The organism is Streptomyces neyagawaensis (assembly GCF_023516595.1).
Taxonomy (GTDB): Bacteria; Actinomycetota; Actinomycetes; order Streptomycetales; family Streptomycetaceae; genus Streptomyces; species Streptomyces neyagawaensis.
Map to the genome: position 1 here is coordinate 26,601 of NZ_JAMGBG010000043.1, position 20,193 is coordinate 46,793.

Consider the following 20,193-nt stretch of genomic DNA (forward strand, 5'->3'; position numbering starts at 1 on the left):
GCGGCACACCGGCCCCGACCGGGGTCGCACCCGCCCCGGCATGCATCACACCCGCGACGACTCCCGGCGCTCCGACGGTCCGCCGTCGCAGCCGAAGCCGGTTTCCGGCTGCCGGCCCGCCTGCGCGGCGCTCCCGCACTGCACCCACGCGGACTGACGTGCGCGGCGGAACTGGAGGTCGTGACCGACGGGGGTGAACCCTGGGGCGTCCCCCGGCTGGACCGGGTCGGGCTGCACGAGGCCACGGTGCGCCTCTCTCGAGCGGCCGGTCTGCCACGGCGGCTGCCCGACGGGCTGGGGCTCGCCGTGCGCGTCGCCGGGGCGGACGAGCCGGACCATCCCCTCGACCTGCTCCTCACCAGCAGCGGCCGGAGCGGTTCAGCCGTCGTCTCCCCCTGCCGCGCGCCGACACGCTGGGCGGCCCGTACTCCAGCCTGGTCGCCTACCGGGTGGCCGGCCGCTCCCGCGTCCTCGCGGCCTTCCCACGCCCGGGGCGGGCGCGGGTGCACAGCGACCCGGCGAGCCTGCGCGACGCCCTTGCCGAGGCGCCACTCGTCTTCCCCCTGTGCGCCGCCCGTGCACCGCGTCGCCTTTCGCGTCTGCGGGCCGGCCGAGCACCGGCCGCCGACTCGCCCGACCGACCGTGGCGGCCGTTCGACCTCCTGACGGTGCGTACGCCGCTGCCGCTGGAGCAGGAGGAGGCCCTCGGCTTCGACCCGTACGTCTGCGGCGCCCGCGCCTTCACCCCCCGGCCGCACCCTGGCCATGTCACGCCGGGCGGCCTACCGAGGCTCACGGGAGGGACGGGGGAACAGCCTCCGGGGCTGACCTCGGCGACGGGGCTCCGGCCGTACGCGGAACTCCCTGCCCTCACGCCGCCGCCATCGGAACCAGCTTGCCGCCCCCTGCTTCGGGGCGGCCCCGCCGGGGCTCCGACCGCGTCCTCCGACCGTACGGGTCCGCCCTGCCCCGAGTCCGACGGGTGGGGGGCCGCCCAGCCGGGGCTCCCGGCACCATGTGTCTCGCCGTCGACGCCCCCGCCCCACCCCACTGCCGGGGGGAGCGAGGGGCGAGGGTCAGCGTGCCGTCCGGCCCATGCGGCCGCCACCGCCGGCGCCCATGCCGGTCCGGCCGGTCCGGTCGGTCTCGCCCGCCGCGGCCCCGGCGGCCAGCGCCAGCAGCAGCGCGACGGCGCCGACGATGATGTTGTTCACGACAGTCCGCGTGGTGTCGACGTTCCCCGCGACGACCCACGGAGCGACGATGGTCCAGACTCCGATCAGCGCCGCCGCCCACGCCCTGGCGTGGGTGCGCTCGTAGGCGTGGCCGAAGCCGCTCAGCAGCAGCGCGTAGGCGATACCGGTGATCAGGTTGTTGATGGCCAGGGTGCCGAGGTCGTTGAATCCCGCGATCCAGGGCGACGCGGCCAGGTACAGCCCCGTGACGAGGGCCAGCGCCTCGACGGCCTGCCCCTGCTGCGTCGAGGCCGCCCGCTCGGCCCGGGCGTGGCGTTCCCGCATCTCGACGATGTCCGGATGCGACTCCAGGGTGGTGTGGGTCTGGTCGGTCATTGATCGCCTCCTGCTTCGGGGGGCCACGATCCGTGTCCCCGATCGAAGCCCGAGTACCCAAGCAAATGCCCTGAATCGGGTCATTTCGATGTGCGGGTCGGGACCGGCGACAGGGTGGCCGGAACCCGGCAGGAGTCTCCCCCCGCGCAACATGCATGCCCGCGGCGGGGGTACCTCGTCCGCTCGGTCATCCCGAGGAGTTCCCCATGACCTTCAATCCCCTGGAAGAGCGGGGCATCCCGCTGGACCGCCAGCTCCGCGACTGGAGTGAGCTGAACGTGGAACCGATCGACCCCGACCGGTGCGATCCCTACACCCGGTGCCGCATCATCACGATGAACGGCATCGAGGTGGAGGCGATCCTCTTCAGCCACCATCTGGCCCGCAACACCGTCGACCCCGAGGTCAAACGGCAGCTCGCCCGGACCCGTTACATCGAGGCGCAGCAGCAGAAGGTGGTCAACTGGCTGCTGCCCGGCGTGGCTTCCGTGCTGGAGACGACGATCGCCTACGAGCAGGTCGCGGTGGACCTGACGGCGTGGGTCGCGCGGATGGAACCGGATCCGTATCTGAAGCAGGCGTACGAGTTCGGTGTGCTGGAGGACTTCGACCATCTGTACCGGTACGCCAACCTCTACGAGATGATCGAGCACCGCAAGGCGGAGTCGATCGTCGAGGGGCTCACGGAGGTCATGCCGGGGCGGCCGACCAGGTTCCACCACCGCGATCCGTACGACAACGTGCGCGACCCGTATGCGAAGGACGGGACGGACCCGCTGTCGAAGCTGCACACGCTGACGATCATGTCGGCGGAGCAGCAGACCATGAACTTCTACATGAACGTCGGCCCGCAGTACATGGAGCCGATCGCCCGACGGCTGTACCAGGAGATCGGGCTCATCGAGGAGGAGCACGTCACGCACTACGAGTCCCTCGTCGACCCGGGCGAGACGTGGTGGGAGCAGTTGGTCAACCACGAGTACAACGAGTGCTACCTCTACTACTCCTTCATGGAGCAGGAGAGCGACCCCAAGGTGAGGGCCGTCTGGGAGCTGCACCTGAACATGGAGCTGGAGCACCTGCACATCGCCTGCGACCTGATGCGCCGGCACGACGGCCGCGATCCCGCCTCGGTGCTGGCACCGCGGCTGCCGAACGTGCTCACGTTCGAGCCGAACAAGGGCTATCTGCGGGAACTGCTCGACACGCAGATGGATCTGACCACGCTCGGCGCCGGCTATGTGCGGGACGCGCACGAGCGGTTCGAGTCGATGCAGGAGCGGATCCACGGCGGTGAGGCACCGCCCAGCGACCAGGTCATCGCGCAGCACCGATCGATGTTCGGCCGCGAGTACCGCGTGCAGACCGACGGCGAGCACCCCGACCCCGCCCGGCGCGAGAAGTGAGGGAGGGCGGGATGACCGAGCTCCACACCCCGCACGCCGGTGACGACCGGGCGGCGGACACGGACGTGGTGGCGCTGCTGATGCGGCAGCACGGCGACATCCGCAATCTCTTCGACGAGGTCGAGGCGAGCACCGGCGAGGAACGCCGTGACGCCTTCCGCCGGCTCGTGCGGCTGCTGGCCGTGCACGAGACCGCCGAGGAGGAGATCGTCCACCCCTTCGCCCGTAGCGCCCTGGCCGGCGGCGGTCAGGTCGTCGACGACCGGCTCACCGAGGAACGGGCCGCCAAGGAGACCCTGGCGGATCTGGACGACCTGGACACCGACGACCCGAAGTTCCTGCCCAGGCTGACGCGGCTGCGGACGGACGTGCAGGAGCACGCCCGGGCCGAGGAACGCTACGAGTTCCCGCACCTCCGCCGAGGCGCCGACCCCGGGCGGCTGGCCGCCCTGGCCAAGGCGGTCGAGGCCGCCGAGGCGATGGCGCCCACCCGACCCCACCCGGGCATCGAGTCGCCGGCGGCGAATCTGGCCCTCGGCCCGGTCGCCGCCCTCGTGGACCGTACGAAGGACGCGGTCCGCAAGGCCATGGGCAAGGACGGCTGAGCGCCCGGCGTATCCGGCGTGGCGGGGGTGGTCGAGGGCACCCTCGGGCCCGGAGTGGCCGGGGAGGCCGCAGCGGCATCTAATGGTGGAGGGAGCGGCGGCGATTGGAGGACGTCTGGCGTGGTTGACCTGGGGCTTCGCCCGGTCGACGGAGCCGCTCGCACCTCGTGGTGATGGCGGCGCCGTCCCGTCCGCAGCGGCCCTCACGACCGTGACGCAAAACGGTTCCTCCGGGCGTTCCGGGTGTTCCGGCGCGGCATGGTGCGGGGCGCCGCCGGGCACACATGTGTCGGGTTTGCGGTGAAGCGGCTGGGCACTCGGATCGTCCCAGAAGCAAGCGCCTGAGTTGAGGTGATCAACCCGCGGGACGGGTGTCGGCCAGGGTTCCTCGCGTGCCGGTCACGGCAGCGAGCCGAGCAGAGGGCGACTGATGACGACGATCGGCCTGGAAGAGGAGTACATGCTGGTCGACCCTGTCACGGGCCTACCGGTCCCCTACGCCGAGAAGGTCCGCCTGTCGGCGTGTCTGGCGCACCTGGCGGAGGAGCACGAGGTGCACTACGAGCTGCTCCAGTCGCAGGTCGAGGTGACCACCCCGGTGTGCCACACCCTGGACGAGATCGGCGGTCACCTGCTGCGGCTGCGGCACGCGGTGGGCGCCGCCGCCGAGGAGCACGGCTGCCGCATCGCCGCGGCCGCGACACCGCCGCTGCGCGACGCCCGGTCCATGGCCGTCACCGACCAGACCCGCTACCGGGCCATGCTCGCGCAGGCACCGCAGTTGGTGGAGGAACAGCTGGTCAACGGCATGCATGTGCATGTGGGTGTCCCCAGCCGCGAGGTCGGCGTGGAGGTGCTGAACCGGCTTCGCGTCTGGCTGCCCACCCTGACCGCGATGTCGGCGAACTCCCCGCTGTGGGACGGCCACGACACCGGCTTCGCCAGCTGGCGCACGGTCGTCTTCAGCCGCTGGCCGGTGAGCGGTATGCCGCCCGCCTTCCTGGACGCGGCCGACTACGACCGGCGGCTCAACCAGCTGGTGGAGAGCGGTCTGATCTGCGACACGGGCCAGGTGTACTGGCAGGCACGTCTCTCGGAGCGCTACCCGACCGTCGAGGTGCGCTGCCCCGACGTGCAGCTGCGCGCGGACGACGCGGTGATGTTCGCCGGGATCGTCCGGGCCCTGGTGGAGACCGCCCGCGTCGAGGCGGCCGCCGGCGCTCCCCCGCCCGACTGCCCGCCGGAACTGCTGGAGGCGGCCATGTGGCACGCCGCCCGCCATGGTCTGAGCGACACCCTGATAGGACCCGACGGTCGGCGCCACCGGGCCGGTGACGTGCTGTGCCGGCTCCTGCTCCATGTCGGGCCGGCGCTGGACGCGTCCGGCGACACCCGTGAGGTGACGAGCCTGGTGCACCGGCTCCTCCAGGGCGGCACCGGGGCGGACCGGCAGCGGACCGCCCTCGCGACCGGCGGCCCGAGGGCGGCCATCGAGCTGATCACCACGGAGAGCACACTCCCCTGACGTGCGCGGCCACGCCGTACCGGCGGCGGCGTCACCGGGCATGGCCACGCCGTACCGGCGGCGGGGTCACCGCTCGCGGGCGCGTCCGGTCACGACCTGTACGGACCGCTTTCCGCCGAACCCGATACGTCGGGTGCCGCCCGCACCGAGGCGGCGCCCTTCAGTCGGCTACGGCGCGGGAGTCGGGCCCGGCCGCTCCCCGCGGCCGACGGAGACACGGCCGCCCGACCGTGTCTGCGGGGTCAGTTCGACCTGAACCTGATGGGTCGTCTGGCGGTCGACGGAGCCGCCCAGTTCGGCCGTCACCACCCCGATGCGCACCCCGCCGCGGCCCGATCCGGACTGGTGGACCTGCACGGTGAACTGGAGGCTCACCTTGTCGACGCTGAATCCGAGGGAGCGGCCCTGCGCCTCGTCCTGGGCCCGCTCCAGTTCACCCCTGATCTGGCGGATCACCTCGGTCAATCCCACGAACCCCGGTCCATCGGTCAACTCGCACCCCCCGCACGCCCGTTGATCCCTGTCGTCCCAGTATGCGCCGGGACGCGTCGCTCGTATAGTTGTGCTATGGCGGACGACGGGGGAGTCGTTGATGGTTCGTCACTCGAGACGCCCGGCTGGGCTGTGCGCATCCGCCGGGCCGACGGAAAGATCGCGGGCGCCGGCATTCTGCTGAGCCCCGACCGGGTGCTGACCTGCGCCCATGTGATCGAGGACCGGGAGGCGCGGTTCGCCGCCGAGTTCGTCGGGGCGGCGCCCGGTCTCACGGTGCCCTCGGTCGCCGCGTGGGTCGACGGGGACGCGTATGTGCCCAACACCCGGGACGCCGACGGTGATCCCCTCGGCGACGTGGCGCTGCTCCGCCTCGAACAGCCGAGGCCCATGGCGGAGACGACCCTGCTGTACCGCCTCTCGGCGCCGAACCGCGCGGTCCAGATGTACGGCTTCCCGTACGACCACAACGGCGGCATCTGGTTCCGGGCCAGCATCGTCGGCGGCTGCGGACGGGACGGGCAGGTCCAGTTGAGCCCGACGAGCCCCGGTGAGCTGGCCAGCCCCGGATGCAGTGGCTCGGGCGTGATGGACACCCTGAGCGGCAAGGTCATCGGCATGGTCCTCAGCGGCATCTCCGACCAGCACGGCAACCTGTTCTCCTTCATGAGCCCGGCCGAGACCATCGTCCGGCACCTCCCCCAGGTCCGCCGGTGGACCCGCGGCAAGGCCGCCGTCGACGACGGGCTCAGAACGACCCGGCAGGACACGGCCGAGGCACTGCTCGACGAGCCGTTCGCCCAGCGCCTCGCCGACTGGCTCCAGGACGACGGACAGCAGGTGAAGATCAGCCTGGTCCCCGCCGGGGACGCCGTACGGGCCGCCACGCTGCGCCGCGCGATCACCCTCGCCGACCGGGAGTTGCGCACCGCGGCGTCCGTCGGCCGCGCCTCCCTCGACCCGCCCGGCACCGTCCCGTCGGCCGGCGGCCACGACCTGGCCGTGGACGCGGCAGGGCTGACCTCCGCGGAGATCGGGGAGCGGATCGCGGAGCGCATGGGGTTGTGGCAGCATCCCGCGGACCCGGTGGCGGAGCGGATCAGAGCCGCGGACGTCACCCTCACCCTGGTCGTCGTCGGCGTCGACGAGGCCGCCGACCCGCCCGCGCTGCTGGAACTGCTGAAGGCCCTGCGCACCAAGGGCAACCGCCTCCTGCTGGTCTTCCGCGACGCCGGCCCCGTCTACCACCGCGCCCGGAGCGAACTGGTCCTCGAACCGGAACGGGAACGCCGCGCCCGTCTCGTCGCACGGCTGGAGGAGATCACCGGTCCACTCGCCCACGCCCTCCACGAGGGCCTCGGGGCCGTGCGGGCCGACGAGGTGCGCCCCGCCGACGCCGACCTGGTACGGGCGCACGCCGCGCTCGCCGCCCTCAGGCTCGGGCGGGCCGCGGCCGACGGCGGCGGCCCGCACCCGGAGCTGGCCCGCTACGAGCGGCTCGCCCAGCGGGTGGCCCAACGGCTGACCAGGACCGTCCGCGCCCTCGACGCGCTGCGCGACCGGCGGGACGAGCTGGACGGCAGGCTCCGCGGCTACCACGACCTGCATCTGAACTCCGTACGAGGCAACGAGGAGGACCTGACCTTGGACGCTCTTCGTCTACGCGCGCACGAACTGCTGCGGGCCAGGCCGTGCGACGTCAAGGCCGCCGAGGCCGCCGTCGAGGCGTACACCCGCCGCGTCGACCGCCGGACCCCGCGCGGACGGGGACACGGAGGTGCCTCCGCGACATGACGTCCTTATCGGTGCCGTGCCCAAGACCCGACTGCCCGGGCGGCGGCCGCATCATGGTGACCGGCTTCTGCGACACCTGCCACCGACGGCCCCCCGACCAGGCCCAGGCGACCCCGGCACGGCCCGCCCCCCGACGCCAACCCGGATCCCCATCCCCGTCCGAGTCCTCGTCCACGTCCATATCCGCTTCCGGGAAGCGGACCCCGCGGTCCGCCCGGCCGGCCGCCGTGACCCTCGACAACGACGGGCTGGTGATCCTCCCCGAGGTCCCCTCCCCCGATCCGTCGGAGGCCGCCGCCACCGTCGCCGCCCCGCCCACCGGCGGCAGGCGCTGCGGCGTCGACAACTGCGCCGGGACCATCGGCGTCGCCTTCCCCGGCGGCCCAGCCCTGGCCCAGGGCTACTGCCCCCAGTGCGGCCGCGCGTACTCCTTCGAACCGAAGCTGCGCCCCGGGGACCGGGTCGGCGACCACTACCGGGTCCTCGGCTTCCTCGCGGTGGGCGGCCTCGGCTGGGTCTATCTGGCGGAGGACACCCGGGTGCCGGACCTCCATGTCGTCCTCAAGGGGCTGATCAACACCGGGGACGCGGTCGCCCGGCGGTCGGCCGTCGAGGAGCGCCGCTCCCTCACCACCCTCCACCACCGGGACATCGTGCGGATCGTGACGTACGTACGGCACCAGGAGCCCGGCGAGACGGAACCCACCGGGTACATCGTCATGGAGTACGTCGGCGGCCGCTCCCTCGACTGGATCCGGCGCGCCTCCGACGCGGAACTGGCGGCCCTGTTCGGCGGCTCGTTCGGCATCGGCCACGTGATCACCTACGGCTGCAAGATCCTCGGGGCGCTGGAGTACCTGCACCGTCAGGGCCTGCTGTACTGCGACATGAAGCCCGAGAACGTCATCCACTACGGTCGCGACATCAAGGTCATCGACCTCGGGGCGATCCGGCGGACCGACGACCGGTCCTCCACGCTCGTCTACACCTCGGGCTACGCGCCGCCGAAGAAGGAACGGGACCAACGGGGCTTCCACATCGACACCGACCTCTTCACCGTCGGCCGGACCCTGGAGACCCTGGCCGCGCGCGCCGAGCCCGCCGCGGGGCTCGCCGCCCGCTCCTTCGACGCGCTGATCAGACGGGCCACCCACGCGGAACCGGCGGCCCGCTTCACGTCCGCGGCGGAGATGTCCCGTCAGCTGTGGGAGGTGCTGCGCGAGCACCAGGCGCTCAGCGGGCACCCGCCGTACCCGGAGCGCTCCACCCGGTTCGAGCCGACGGCGGCGGTGTTCGGCGCGGCCCTCGGCACGGTGCCGACGCTGGACCACTGGACCCGCCGTTCCGGACCGGACACGCCGGAGCTGCCGGTCGGGGCGCCGGACCCGGAGGACACCGCGCGGGCGCTGCCGGTGCCGATCCCCGATCCGGGGGACCCCGCGGCCGTCCTGCTCGGCGGTCTCGTCTCCGGCAGCCCCGACCGCATCGCGGAGCGCGCCGAACGGGACCCGGCGCTCGGCACCGTCGAGACGGCGTGGTGGCTGTGCCGCGCCTACCTCGCCGACGGGGACACCGACCGGGCCGGCCGGTGGCTCGACCGGGCCCGCGAGCGGAGCGGCGCCTACGACTGGCGGGGCTTCTGGCACCAGGGGCTGATGTGGCTGACGCGTGGTCAGGTGCAGCGGGCCGAGGCCGAGTTCGCGGCCGCCTACGCCGCGCTGCCCGGGGAGTCGGCGCCGAAGCTGGCGCTGGGGTTCTGCGCGGAGTACCGCTCGGCCGCCGAGGACCGGACGGAGGCGTACTACGAGGCCGTCCGGCGGCGGGACCGGACGCAGGGCAGCGCGGCCTTCGGGCTTGCCCGGCTCCATCTGCGGCGCGGGGACCGGGCACGGGCGGTCGCGGTGCTGGACGAGGTGCCGACGACGTCACGGCACTACGACGCCGCACGCGTCGCCGCGATCCGGGTGCTCACCGGCCGGTTGGCCGGATCGGGGCCGACGGTGGACGAGTTGGCCGACGCGGACCGGCGGCTGGAGCGACTGGCGGGCCCGGCGCAGCACCTCGTGGGTGGCGCGGCCTGGGACCGGCTGGTCACCGAGGTCCGGGAGAACGCGTTGGCCTGCCGCCCGCCCGGCGGGTGGGGTCCGCGCTTCCCGGCCGGTGGGGTGTTCGGGCCGCTGGACACCCGCGGGGCGTTGAGCAGCCGGCTGTCCGGCTCCCTGAGGAGGCTCGCCGACCAGGCGGGCAGCGCCGTCGAGCGCGGTGAGCTGCTCGACCGGGCGTACGCGGTGCTCCCGGAGCCGCTCCGCCTGCGGGAGCTGCTGCGGGGCCGGCGACGGACGGCGTGAAGGTGCGAGGGCCTGCCGGCCGGGACGCCGGCGGGCCGTGAACGGGCCGGGCGGGCCGAGGCCCGCGAACTAGGGCGAGGAGCACGGGCACCGTGGACACAGGGGCATCCGTGAACGAGCACGCGAGGAACGAGGGAACGGCGGGCGGCGGGGCCGCGGGGACCACATCGGTGGGCCTCGACCTCAGCCAGTGGAAGTACCTGTCCCGCCAGGCGCGGGAACCGCAGATGCACGCCATCCTGACCGTCGAGGCCGACGGCACGCAGAGCGGCGGCGGCGCGGGCCCGATGCTGGCGCAGGTGCTGGCCGTGGACTGCTCCAGTTCGATGGCGTATCCGCAGGAGAAGCTGCGCGCGGCCCATCAGGCGGCCGTGGCGGCGCTGCGGCTGCTGCCGGACGGCACGCCCTTCGCGGTGGTCAGGGGCACCCAGTCGGCGGACCTGGTCTATCCGACGACGGCGACCATGGCGCGGGCCGACGCCCGGCACCGCGCGCGGGCGGAGCGGGCCGTGCTGAACCTGGTGGCCGGGGGCGGCACCTGCATCGGCAGTTGGCTGGACCTGTCCCGCAGACTGCTGATCGACGCGGACGCCCCCATCGGCCATGTCCTGCTGCTGACCGACGGCCAGAACCAGCACGACGAGCTGATGCCGCTGTCGGAGGTCCTGGAGGCGTGCGCGGGGCGGTTCGTGTGCGACGCCTGGGGCATCGGCGACGGCTGGGACGGCCGGGAACTGCTGCGGATCACCAGCCGGCTGCACGGCACGGCGTCGTCGGTGCGGGAGGAGGCGTCCCTGCCCGAGGAGTACGCGCGGCTGACGCGCCGTCTGCTCGCGAAGAGCATCCCGGAGCTGGTGATCGCGGTGACCCCGACGGCCGGGGCCGAGGTGCGCTCCCTCAAGCAGGTCTTCCCGACCGAGGTGGAGCTGGACCCGGTGGGCACGGACGGCGACGGAACCCTGCGGTTCGTCACGCGCGCGTGGGGCGACGAGATCCGCCGGTACCAGCTGTCCCTGTCCGCGGACCCCACCGGCATGCCTCCGGGCGAGGACCTGCAGCTCGCGGTCGTCGCCCTCGACGTGCCCGGTGGCCGGGGCGTGGAGGTGACGCCGCCCCTGCCGTGCGTGGTGCACTGGACCGACGACGTGGCGCTGTCCGGGCGGAGCGACATCCAGGTCGAGCACTTCGAGCGGCACCAGCGGCTCGGCGAGGCCGTCGCCGCGGCGACGGACGCCCACCGCGGCGGGCGGCGCGACACGGCACAGCACCACCTGGGGCGGGCCGTGCAACTCGCCCACGCCATCGGCGCCGAGCAGGCCCTCGACCGGCTGGAGCGGCTGGTGGAGGTCCTCGACGCGGAGGAGGGCCGGGTCCGGCTCCGCCCCGGTGTGGCGGCCGTGGACTTCGAGCATCTGATCACCGCGAGCAGCCACAGCACGTACGGGCCCGACGCGGGCTCCACCGACGACGTGTTCCTGGGCGACCCGGTCGCGGCCACCGTACGGTGCCCCTCGTGCCAGGAGCGGACGCCGGCGACGGCGCGCTTCTGCCCGCTGTGCGGTCACGACCTGCGGGAGCGGGCGTGAACACCACCGGACGTGATCTGGTGCGCAGGCTCTGGGTGCTGCTGTCCCTCGCGGTCGTCTCCACCCTGGTGCTGTTCGGCGCCTACCGGGGCGTGCACGACGACACCGTGCCGCTGGCGTCGTCGAGCGCGCCGGGGATCCTGGCCGTGGACACCGCGAGGAACGCCGTGCAGGCGGCGCACGCGGCCGTCAAGGTGAGCGGGCCGGCGCCGGACGCCACGGGCGACTTCCACACCCAGATATCGGTGGCCCACCAGAGCATCGCCGTCGCGGCGTCGGAGAACGTCGCCGGCCCGGCGGACCGTCACACCCTGAAGACGATCACCGGGTTGATCACGGTGTACTCGGCGTGGGTGGAGCAGGCGGGGCAGGAGGAGGACGCGTCGCTGCGCGCGGCGTTCCTGCACTACGCGGAGCAGGGCCGGGACGACATCGTCGAGCGGCTCGACGAACTGCGGGACCGGCGGCTGGCGGTCGCCCGTGAGCAGGCGTCGTTCCCGTGGCCGCTGTGGCTGGGCTGGGGCACGGTGGCGGTGCTGGGCCTCGCGCTGTGCGGGGCGCTGGTGGAGGCGCAGTGGTTCGCGCGGCGCCGCTTCCGCACCGCCGTGCAGCCGTGGCTGCTCGCCGCCACGGTGCTGTGGGCGGGCTGGTTGGCGGTCCTCGGCTGGTTCACGGTACGGGCGCAGCGGGCGATGGCCGACTCGCTCGCCGAGCTGCGCGGGGTCCGGTCGGCGGACGAGATCCCCGAGGCCGGGGCGAACGTGGAGCACCACATGGCGGACGCGGGCTTCTGGGCGTCGTTGTCCGGCTGGGTCCTCGTCGGAGGGGTCGTGCTGATGGTGCTGACGGTTTCGGGGCTGGGGCCGCGCATCTCCGAGTACCGGTTCAGGGGGCCGCGATGAGCCGCCCGCGGACCCGGACGCTCGTCGCCGTCGGGGTGTGTCTGGTGCTGCTCGCCGCGGTGGTCGTGGTGGTGCGTCTGACGGGGGGCTGGACCGGGTCGGTGACGGTGCTGGCCAATTGGAGCGGCGCCGAGCGGGAGCAGTTCGAGCGGGCGGTGCGGCCGTTCGAGGAGGAGCACCGCATCGACGTCGTGTACCAGGGCAGTTCCGCCCTGAGCCAGGTGCTGGCGGCGGATCTGGCGGCCGGTACCCAACCCGACGTGGCGCTGCTGCCGGGTCCTGGTGAGCTGACGGCGTACGCGGCCGAGGGCAGACTGGAGCCGCTGGACGGGCTGTTCGAGGCGGGTGACTACGGCGGGGTCTGGGTGCCGAAGGTGGCGGGCGGGGACGGCCGGGAGCGCACGTACTGGCTGCCGGTGAAGACCGGTCTGAAGAGCATGGTGTGGCACGGGAGCGAGCTGTCGGGGGCCGGGATCGGGCGGGCCGCCGGCGATCCCGGCCGCTGGTGCGTGGGCATGGAGTCCGGGGCCACCTCGGGCTGGCCGGGCACCGACTGGGTGGAGGACATCCTGCTCCAGCAGGCCGGCCCGGAGGTGTACGCGCAGTGGGCGAACGGCCGCCTCCCGTGGACCGACCCCCGGGTACGGAAGGCGTGGCGGACCTGGGGCGACTTGGTGGGCGCGGGCGACCGGTCCCGGGTCGACCGCATGCTCCAGGACAACTTCGCCCGGGACTGCCCCCGACGGAACCTGGAGCATCTGGGCTCGTTCCGCGACAGCCACTGGAAGCCGCCGGCGGGTGACTTCGTGCACTCCGCCGAGGTGATCCCGGGCGCGCGGGAGGGCGCCGACCACTGGGAGGTCTCCGGGGACCTCGCGGCCCTGCTGAACGCGACGGACGAGGCGAAGAAGCTGATCCGGTTCCTGGCCGACCCCGACACCCGGCTGCCGGACTTCACCGCCCACCGGAGGGCCGCCGCGCCGGACGGTCCCGAGGGCGCGCCGGGGCGGCGGATCGGTTCGATCCTGCGCGGCGCGGAACGACGGCTGTGCTGGGACGCCTCGGACACCATGCCCCCGGCCCTGCGCAACGCGTTCCACCAGGCGGTGCTGCGCTTCCTGGTCGCCCCCGGCGAACTGGACGCCCAGCTGCGGGAGTTGGATGCCCTGAGCGATGACCGCCGCCCCACCCTGCCGGTGTGCGGCGGCGGTTGACGAGCCGGTGGCCCGAGGCCCCGGCTCATACGGGCGCCGCGGGCGCGTCGCGGGCAGTCATGTCGTCGCCCTGCGCGCGGGACGGGACGGTGCGGGGCGGGACGGTGCGGGGCGGGCGTTCGCGCGACGTGGTCGGCCCGGCCCGACCGCCCCGACCGATCCCGTTCGGCGGCCCCGACCGATCCGGTTCGGCGGCCCCGATCGGTGCCCTACCGGCGCGGCCCGCTCTCCGGTGCTCACCCGCTCGCATGAACGGGCTCCACGGGCTCGGCCACGGCCGCCGCTTCCACGGCCGGGGCCGGCGGGCGAGGTGCGACGCGTCGGGTGACGCGGTCGGTGACGCGGCGGGCGAGGGGTTCGGTCCAGCGGGCGGCGAGCGGACCGAGGACGACGAGGATCAGGACGTAGGCGGTGGCGAGCGGACCGATCCGGGGTTCCACGCCGACGGCGAGTCCGGCGATGACGATGGAGAACTCGCCGCGGGCGACCAGGGTTCCGCCCGCCCGCCAGCGGCCCTTCGCGGTGATGCCGGCGCGGCGGGCCGCCCAGTGACCGGTGGCGATCTTGGTGAGGGCGGTGACGGCGGCCAGGGCGAGGGCCGGGACGAGCACCGGCGGGATGTCGGCGGGATCGGTGTGCAGGCCGAAGAAGACGAAGAACACCGCGGCGAACAGGTCCCGCAGCGGCGTGAGGATGCTGCTGGCCCCTTCGGCGGCCTCACCGGACAGGGCGATCCCCACGAGGAACGCGCCCACGGCTGCCGAGACCTGGAGGTGCTGGGCGAGCCCCGCGACGACGAGGGTGAGGCCGAGAACGACCAGGAGGAGCAGTTCGGCGTTGTCGGAGGAGACGGCACGGCTGATCAGCCGGCCGTGCCGCAGGGCCACGAAGAGGACGACGCCCACGGTGCCCAGGGCGATCAGCAGGGTGACGGCGCCGCCCGCGAGGCTCACCCCGGCGAGCAGGGCGGTGAGGATCGGCAGGTAGACGGCCATCGACAGGTCTTCGAGGACCAGGATGCCGAGCACCACGGGTGTCTCACGGTTGCCGAGCCTGCCCAAGTCGCCGAGAACCTTGGCGATGACGCCGGAGGAGGAGATCCAGGTGACCCCGGCGAGGGCGACGGCGGCGACCGGGCGCCAGCCGAGGAGGAGGGCCAGTCCGGCGCCGGGGGCCGCGTTGAGGACGAAGTCGACCGCGCCGGAGGGGTATTGGGTCTTGAGGTTGGTGACGAGTTCGGTGGCGCTGTACTCCAGGCCGAGCAGGAGCAGCAGCAGGATGACGCCTATCTCGGCGCCGGTGGCGACGAACCCCTCGCTGGCCCGCAGGGGAAGGATTCCGCCCTGGCCGAAGGCGAGCCCGGCGAGCAGGTAGAGGGGTATGGGTGAGAAGCCCACGCGTCCGGCGAGGCGTCCCAGCAGGCCGAGGGCGAGGATGATCGCCCCTAGTTCGATGAGCATGGCGGTGGTGTGATGCACGGGCGTCTGTCCTCCGTCGACGAGGGCGGGCGGCGACTGTGCCTGGTGTCGGTAGGCGGGTACGGCGGCGGGCGTCCGGTCAGCCCGTCACGCGCCGGTATCGGGGACACTGTCGCGAGCGGCGATCACGGCACGCACGCGGATGACTCGCCCCATGCCCTCGCCCCCCATCACGTCGGCCCTGTACCGCCGACCACTCCCCCCACGCCTGAGCGAACACATGCTCAATGGAGCATAAGTATTCAGTAAGGATGCTAGCGCATCCCCGAAAGGGACAATCCGAAAACCACATACAAGGGTGGCCCGTCGAAGGCAGTAAACGTTTGCCTTACCGGGCCTCTTGGGTCAGCGCGGGGTGTCGAGCAGCGAGGTGAGCGTCTCGGTGAAGGCGGTCGCCGACTGATCGGCGTGCTCGCGTATCCGCGCGGCCACGGCGTCGGCGCCGCCCCCCTCCACGAGGTGGACGAGTCGGTCGAGGCGCCGCTCGTGGCCCTCGCGGGTGTCGGGAAGGGTGGTCAGATAGAAGTCCGCCGCGTCGTACGCCATGTGGAACACATGCTTCTTCACGTCGCTCAGCGTCAGATAGTCGTCGTGGGTCGTCGGCACCGGCTCGGGAGCGCCCACGCACAGGACGGGGGTGCCGGCCCCCCAGGCGTTGACCGCCAGGTGGTAGGTGTCGGTGACGACCAGTCGGTACCGGGGCAGGACGTGCAGCAGGTCGCCGAGGGTGTGGTCGCCGGGCCGCCGCGCGATGTGGGCGGCGCGGGCCGGGACGTCCCGGTCGAACCAGGGCAGCCATTCGAGCGGGGCGCCGAGTCGGTCCGCGAGGGACGCGCAGAACTCCGGCAGCCAGGCCGGGATCTCGGTGCGCGCGCCGAGGAACACGCCGATCGCGCCGCCCTCCGGCAGTTCCTGGGACCAGGCCGTGGCCGGGAGGTGGTCCAGGTCGCCGGGGCGGGACAGCAAAGCCGCGTCCGCGCCGAAGTGCTCGGTGGCGCGGTCCCCGCGGAGGCGGGCGACCTTGGCCGCGGAGAGCGGCTCACGCGTCCAGATCCGGTGACTGCCCGTCACCAGCCGTGCGAACAGCGGTCCGTACTCCTTGTCCTCGTAGTCGGACTGCGTGTTGTGCAGGATCGTCCCGCCGTAGCTGAGGGTCCGTGACAGGAGTTCGTCCGGCTGGTCCGCCAGCAGCAGCGTACGGTTCAGCAGTTGCCGGGCCGCGTCCCGGTCCTCGGCCATGCCGAAGTCCATGAGGCGGTTCGTCGCGTCCTGCGCCAGATAGTGCCGCGTGTGCAGGAAGTCGCCCCAGAAGACGACCGCGTCGTGGTCGCGCAGTTCGTCGAGGTGCTCGGCCAACCGCCGGAAGCGGAACGGGAACTCGGTGCCGCGCGCGCACTCCCGCAGTTCGACCGTCTCCGGTGGGTGCAGGGTGTACCAGGTGGCGTCGACGGGGGCGGCCATCCGCCGCCGGAGGGACTCGAACGCCAGGTCGACGGTCACCATGCCCGTGTTGCGGTACCCGATGTTCGGCGCGGTGATGACGGCAACGCGTGCCATGTGCTCGTTTTCCCCTTCGCCGGTCCCGGCGCCGTCGTGGTCGGTAACGGATCACGTGCCAACGTACACGCCCGCCCCGGGCCGACCGCGCCCGGCCCCGCCGACCCGGTCGCCCACCAACCATCCTGCACGAAAGGGGAATTGGCGGCACACAGGACCGATGAGCTCCCGTAGGCCGAGTGTCGGGGGCCGCCGTCAGACGATGGGGTCGAACCACGCGGGCGCGTCGGACATGGCCTGCTTGATCCGGGACAGCGCGAACTCGCTCAGGTCGGGCAGGGCGTCCAGGGAGTACCAGCCGACCTCCAACGACTCGTCGTCGTTGACCCGTGCCTCTCCCCCGACGGCACGGCACCGGAACGTGGTGTCCATGTACTGGCAGACGTCCCCGTTGTCGTACCGCACCGGGTCGAGTGCCTGGACGAGGACGATCCGCTCGGCCACGCACCTGATCGCCGTCTCCTCCTGGACCTCGCGCACGGCACAGGCCGCGGGCTGCTCCCCGGGATCCGGGATGCCACCGATGAGCGACCACAGGCCGTTGTCGGACCGGCGGTTCAGCAGCACTCTGCCCTCGTCGTCGAAGACGACGGCGGTGACCCCGGGGAGCCAGAGGAGCTGATGACCGGCCGAGACACGGAGCGTGCGGATGAATTCAGGGGTAGCCATGGAGCCGACCCTAACGGGCCGGTTCCCTCACCCCGACGCTTCCCGCACGCGCACGCGCGGCGTACGGCTACACGCCACCGGCGCGCCTCCCGCGCACACCGGACCCGATCGCCCAGCCGAGCCCACCGGCCGCGACCAGCACCAGCAGCATCTCGGGCAGGATGCCGACCTTGGTGGCGGGTGTCTCGGAGGAGCGCAGCGGCACCTTCTGGACCAGGGAGTCGGCGACGAACATCCCGGTCCGCTGCGTGATCCTCCCGTCGGGCATGATGATCGCGCTGACACCGCTGGTCACCGGCACGGTGACGGTGCGGCTGTGCTCGACCGCGCGGACCCGGGACATGGCGAGCTGCTGGTAGGTCATCTCGCTGCGGTCGAAGGTGGCGTTGTTGCTGGGCACGGAGATCAGCTGCGCGCCGTCGGTGACCTCGGAGCGCACCGCCCAGTCGAAGGCCGCCTCGTAGCAGGTGACAAGACCGACCTTGGCGCCGTCCATGGTGAACACACCGGGCTCGGTGCCCCGGCTGAAGTCCTTGCGGACCATGGACGTCCACTGGTCGTTGATGGCGCCGATGAGCGACCTGAGGGGCAGATATTCGCCGAACGGCTGGATCTGCCGCTTGTCGTAGGTGTCGGTGGGGCCCTTCTCCGGGTCCCAGAGGATCTGCTCGTTGTAGAGCTTGCCGTCGCGTTCGACGACACCGCCGACGGAGATGGGCGCGCCGATGGCGGTGGCCGCGTGCTCGATGACCGCGCGGGCGTCGTCGTTGGCGAAGGGGTCGATGTCGGAGGAGTTCTCCGGCCAGAGCACGAAGTCCGGCCGTTCCACCTTGCCGGCCTTGACCTCGGCGGCGAGACGCTCGGTCTCCTTGGCGTGGTAGTCGAGGACCGCCCGGCGCTGGGCGTTGAAGTCGAGCCCGAGCCGCGGGACGTTGCCCTGGATGACCGCGACGGTCGCCGTGCCGTCCTCGGCCCTGTCGCTGACGAGGCCGCGCGAGGCGAGGGCGCCGGCCACGGGGACGGCCACGCTCAGCGCCGCCACGGCGGCGGTCCCGCGGCGCAGCGCGGCACCGGTGCGTCGGGCCTCGACGATCAGCCGGACGATCTCGAACAGGCCGTAGCCGCACAGGACGACCGCGAAGCCGAGGACCGGGGTGCCGCCCAGCGCGGCGAGCGGCAGGAAGACGCCGTCCGCCTGGCCGAAGGCGATCTTGCCCCAGGGGAAGCCGTTGAAGGGGGCACGCGCGCGTGCGGCCTCGCCGGCGACCCACAGGGCGGCGGCCCACAGCGGCCGGCCGGGGAGCTTGGACACGACGGCGGTACCCGCGCCGACGAGTGCCACGAACACCGCTTCGATGGCGACCAGCGCGAGCCACGGTCCGGGGCCGACCTCCACACCGGTCCAGACGAGCAGCGGCAGCAGGAAGCCGAGGCCGAAGAGATAACCGAGGCCGAGTCCCGCCTTCCAGCTCCGCCCGCGCAGCACCCAGCCGAAGGCCGCGAACGCCGGCAGGGCCAGCCACCACAGGGTCCGGGGCGGGAAGCTGACGTAGAGCAGCACTCCGGAGAGCGCCGCGGCGGCGGCCGGGAGAAGCCGACGGGCCCATCGGGACGCGCGGGAAACGGGCGCGGCCTGGGGTTCGAGCTGTTCCGGCTCGTCTACGGGAGTCGCGGTGACGGTCACTTGGGGAGTGTACGGCGCGTGCCGGGGGCGCTCACAGCGCGGTCCGTCCGGTCCCGGCGCGGCCCGGGCGCAGGTTCCCCGCACATCTGCAGCATCGTTCCTGCGCAACTCGTCCACACTTGGGCACCTCACCCGTTACGGTGTGCCCGAGCCTCTGACGTGCGGCCGAACACGGTCGAGCGGTCGGGGCCCGGCACAGTCGGGGGGCGTTTTGGGGTCCATAGGGACGGAGCCTGCGGCCGGAGCGTCGGCCGCGTCCGACAGACGGAACGTCTCCGATGTCACGGGCGTGATCCTGCTCGGGGCGTGTGCGGCCTGGTCGCTGGTCACGGCGGCGGCACGGGGCGGCCGCCCCGAGGGTGTGCTGCTCGCGGTGCTGGCGGTGTCGGCCGGCTATGCGGCGGGGCGCATCTGCGGTGCCCTGCTGCCGGTCGTGGCGCCGGGCGCGGGGGCGCTCGCCGGTCTCGGTCTGGCGGTCACCGCCCCGCACACCACGGCGAGCTCACCGTTCATCTCACCGCTCGGGCACACGGGCGCGACGGCCGCGCTGCTGGTCCTGTCGGCGGGCGCCGCCTGCTGCGCGGCCTGGGCGGCCCGTGCGCCGGGCCTGCGGTTCGGGCTGCGGCTGCTGGCCGTGGGCGTCGCGGTGACGGCGGGTGTGCTCGGCTCGACCACCGGTGTCGTCGCGTGCACGGGGGTGCTGCTCTGTTCGCTCGCCGCGGCCCGGATGCCCCGTGGCCCCGGGCTCGCGGGGCTCGCGGTCGTGATCGCCCTGGTGACGGCGACGACGTGGGCGACGGCGGAGAACGCGCTGCCGTCGGGGCTGACCGACTCCCTGGAGGGCCAGCTCACCCCGCACCGCGTCCTGCTGTGGCACGACGCACTCGGCATGGCCCGCGCCGAACCGCTGCTGGGTGCGGGCCCCGGCCGCTTCGGCGAGCTCAGCCCCACGCTGGCCCAGTCGCTGCCGTCCGACGACAAGCCGCACTCGGCGCCGCTCCAGCTGGCGGCCGAGCAGGGACTCATCGGCGTCGCCCTGCTGGCCACGGTGTTCTGCTGGGTCCTCTACGTGCTGTGGCGGTCCCCGCGGGCCACGCCGGTCGCGCTCACCGCGGGCGCGGCGCTGACCGCGCTGGCCGCGATCGCCACGGTCGGCAACGCGCTGAGCTTCACGACGGTGACGGCGGGCGCGGGCCTGCTCGCGGGGATGGCGACGGCGCGGCCCCTCGCGGACGAGGAGGGCGGCGTCGGCGTACCGGGCCGTGACGCGGGCGGCGGATGAGCCCAGCCCACCAGGGACCACGAGGGACGCCGCCGACGGACGGCCCCGACGCCCGCGAAGGCCCCGGCGCCCTGAACCCC

Annotated in this window: 16 protein-coding genes; 9 read left to right on the top strand and 7 right to left on the bottom strand. The window is 73.3% G+C overall.

Translation table 11 applies throughout. From position 1 onward, the window contains the following. Positions 1–45: 45 nt before the first annotated feature. Together M8J73_RS19650 and M8J73_RS19655 are read right to left on the bottom strand one after the other, a co-directional pair. The gene (locus M8J73_RS19650) at positions 46–339 is read right to left on the bottom strand and encodes a hypothetical protein (RefSeq protein WP_055542747.1); all 294 of its coding nucleotides are present in this window, start codon (positions 337–339) and stop codon (positions 46–48) included. A gap of 737 nt (positions 340–1,076) precedes the next feature. Further along, positions 1,077–1,571: an SPW repeat protein gene (locus M8J73_RS19655; protein WP_249828869.1), complete on the bottom strand. Its 495-nt coding sequence runs from the start codon at positions 1,569–1,571 to the stop codon at positions 1,077–1,079. Between the two features lie 206 nt (positions 1,572–1,777). Between M8J73_RS19655 and M8J73_RS19660 the strand changes: the two genes are divergently transcribed. The 3 genes from M8J73_RS19660 to M8J73_RS19670 all read left to right on the top strand — a co-directional run bounded on the left by M8J73_RS19660 (position 1,778) and on the right by M8J73_RS19670 (position 5,107). Beyond that, on the top strand, positions 1,778–2,977 hold the full coding sequence (locus M8J73_RS19660; RefSeq protein ID WP_249828870.1) for a hypothetical protein: 1,200 nt from the start codon (positions 1,778–1,780) through the stop codon (positions 2,975–2,977). A gap of 11 nt (positions 2,978–2,988) precedes the next feature. Beyond that, on the top strand, positions 2,989–3,582 hold the full coding sequence (locus tag M8J73_RS19665) for a hemerythrin domain-containing protein (RefSeq protein WP_249828871.1): 594 nt from the start codon (positions 2,989–2,991) through the stop codon (positions 3,580–3,582). A gap of 430 nt (positions 3,583–4,012) precedes the next feature. Continuing rightward, positions 4,013–5,107 (top strand): carboxylate-amine ligase, encoded by a 1,095-nt coding sequence (locus M8J73_RS19670; RefSeq protein WP_055543411.1) that lies wholly within the window; start codon positions 4,013–4,015, stop codon positions 5,105–5,107. A gap of 168 nt (positions 5,108–5,275) precedes the next feature. On the opposite strand, the gene M8J73_RS19675 is transcribed toward M8J73_RS19670, so the two are convergent. Beyond that, positions 5,276–5,578 carry a trypco2 family protein gene (locus M8J73_RS19675; protein ID WP_308408353.1) on the bottom strand — a complete coding sequence of 101 codons (303 nt, stop codon included), beginning with the start codon at positions 5,576–5,578 and terminating at the stop codon, positions 5,276–5,278. 96 nt (positions 5,579–5,674) lie between these two features. On the opposite strand from M8J73_RS19675, the gene M8J73_RS19680 reads away from it, so the two are divergent. The 5 genes from M8J73_RS19680 (at position 5,675) to M8J73_RS19700 (ending at position 13,443) form a co-directional block, all read left to right on the top strand. Continuing rightward, complete coding sequence (locus M8J73_RS19680) at positions 5,675–7,393, top strand: trypsin-like serine peptidase (RefSeq protein WP_249828872.1); 1,719 nt, start codon at positions 5,675–5,677, stop codon at positions 7,391–7,393. A 227-nt stretch (positions 7,394–7,620) separates the two neighbouring features. Next, positions 7,621–9,741, top strand: coding sequence for a tetratricopeptide repeat protein (locus M8J73_RS19685; RefSeq protein ID WP_420834094.1), 2,121 nt, complete (start codon positions 7,621–7,623; stop codon positions 9,739–9,741). A 92-nt stretch (positions 9,742–9,833) separates the two neighbouring features. Continuing rightward, on the top strand, positions 9,834–11,327 hold the full coding sequence (locus M8J73_RS19690) for a vWA domain-containing protein (RefSeq protein ID WP_240501791.1): 1,494 nt from the start codon (positions 9,834–9,836) through the stop codon (positions 11,325–11,327). Further along, complete coding sequence (locus M8J73_RS19695; RefSeq protein WP_055543245.1) at positions 11,324–12,229, top strand: GlnX family signal transduction membrane protein; 906 nt, start codon at positions 11,324–11,326, stop codon at positions 12,227–12,229. Before M8J73_RS19690 ends, M8J73_RS19695 begins: the two co-directional genes overlap by 4 nt. Further along, the gene (locus tag M8J73_RS19700; protein WP_249828873.1) at positions 12,226–13,443 is read left to right on the top strand and encodes an ABC transporter substrate-binding protein; all 1,218 of its coding nucleotides are present in this window, start codon (positions 12,226–12,228) and stop codon (positions 13,441–13,443) included. The genes M8J73_RS19695 and M8J73_RS19700 overlap by 4 nt, the downstream gene beginning before the upstream one ends. A gap of 236 nt (positions 13,444–13,679) precedes the next feature. On the opposite strand, the gene M8J73_RS19705 is transcribed toward M8J73_RS19700, so the two are convergent. The 4 genes from M8J73_RS19705 to lnt all read right to left on the bottom strand — a co-directional run bounded on the left by M8J73_RS19705 (position 13,680) and on the right by lnt (position 18,831). Further along, a complete protein-coding gene (locus M8J73_RS19705) occupies positions 13,680–14,921 on the bottom strand; it encodes a cation:proton antiporter (protein WP_249828874.1) in 1,242 nt (413 codons plus the stop codon). A gap of 345 nt (positions 14,922–15,266) precedes the next feature. After that, positions 15,267–16,478 (bottom strand): hypothetical protein, encoded by a 1,212-nt coding sequence (locus tag M8J73_RS19710; RefSeq protein ID WP_055538902.1) that lies wholly within the window; start codon positions 16,476–16,478, stop codon positions 15,267–15,269. A gap of 195 nt (positions 16,479–16,673) precedes the next feature. Next, positions 16,674–17,147 (bottom strand): NUDIX hydrolase, encoded by a 474-nt coding sequence (locus M8J73_RS19715; protein ID WP_055538901.1) that lies wholly within the window; start codon positions 17,145–17,147, stop codon positions 16,674–16,676. Positions 17,148–17,214: 67 nt separating this feature from the next. After that, positions 17,215–18,831: an apolipoprotein N-acyltransferase gene (lnt, locus tag M8J73_RS19720; protein WP_055538900.1), complete on the bottom strand. Its 1,617-nt coding sequence runs from the start codon at positions 18,829–18,831 to the stop codon at positions 17,215–17,217. 289 nt (positions 18,832–19,120) lie between these two features. Between lnt and M8J73_RS19725 the strand changes: the two genes are divergently transcribed. Then, on the top strand, positions 19,121–20,113 hold the full coding sequence (locus M8J73_RS19725; protein WP_206187842.1) for an O-antigen ligase family protein: 993 nt from the start codon (positions 19,121–19,123) through the stop codon (positions 20,111–20,113). Positions 20,114–20,193: the final 80 nt, after the last annotated feature.

Bases quoted from the DNA above. Each gene is read 5' to 3' on its own strand.
- M8J73_RS19710 (WP_055538902.1), bottom strand. From the start codon at position 16,478: ATGGCACGCGTTGCCGTCATCACCGCGCCGAACATCGGGTACCGCAAC.
- M8J73_RS19665 (WP_249828871.1), top strand. From the start codon at position 2,989: ATGACCGAGCTCCACACCCCGCACGCCGGTGACGACCGGGCGGCGGAC.
- M8J73_RS19655 (WP_249828869.1), bottom strand. From the start codon at position 1,571: ATGACCGACCAGACCCACACCACCCTGGAGTCGCATCCGGACATCGTC.
- M8J73_RS19650 (WP_055542747.1), bottom strand. From the start codon at position 339: ATGGTCCGGCTCGTCCGCCCCGGCGACGCGCACGGCGAGCCCCAGCCC.
- M8J73_RS19700 (WP_249828873.1), top strand. From the start codon at position 12,226: ATGAGCCGCCCGCGGACCCGGACGCTCGTCGCCGTCGGGGTGTGTCTG.
- M8J73_RS19670 (WP_055543411.1), top strand. From the start codon at position 4,013: ATGACGACGATCGGCCTGGAAGAGGAGTACATGCTGGTCGACCCTGTC.
- M8J73_RS19680 (WP_249828872.1), top strand. From the start codon at position 5,675: ATGGCGGACGACGGGGGAGTCGTTGATGGTTCGTCACTCGAGACGCCC.
- M8J73_RS19715 (WP_055538901.1), bottom strand. From the start codon at position 17,147: ATGGCTACCCCTGAATTCATCCGCACGCTCCGTGTCTCGGCCGGTCAT.
- M8J73_RS19660 (WP_249828870.1), top strand. From the start codon at position 1,778: ATGACCTTCAATCCCCTGGAAGAGCGGGGCATCCCGCTGGACCGCCAG.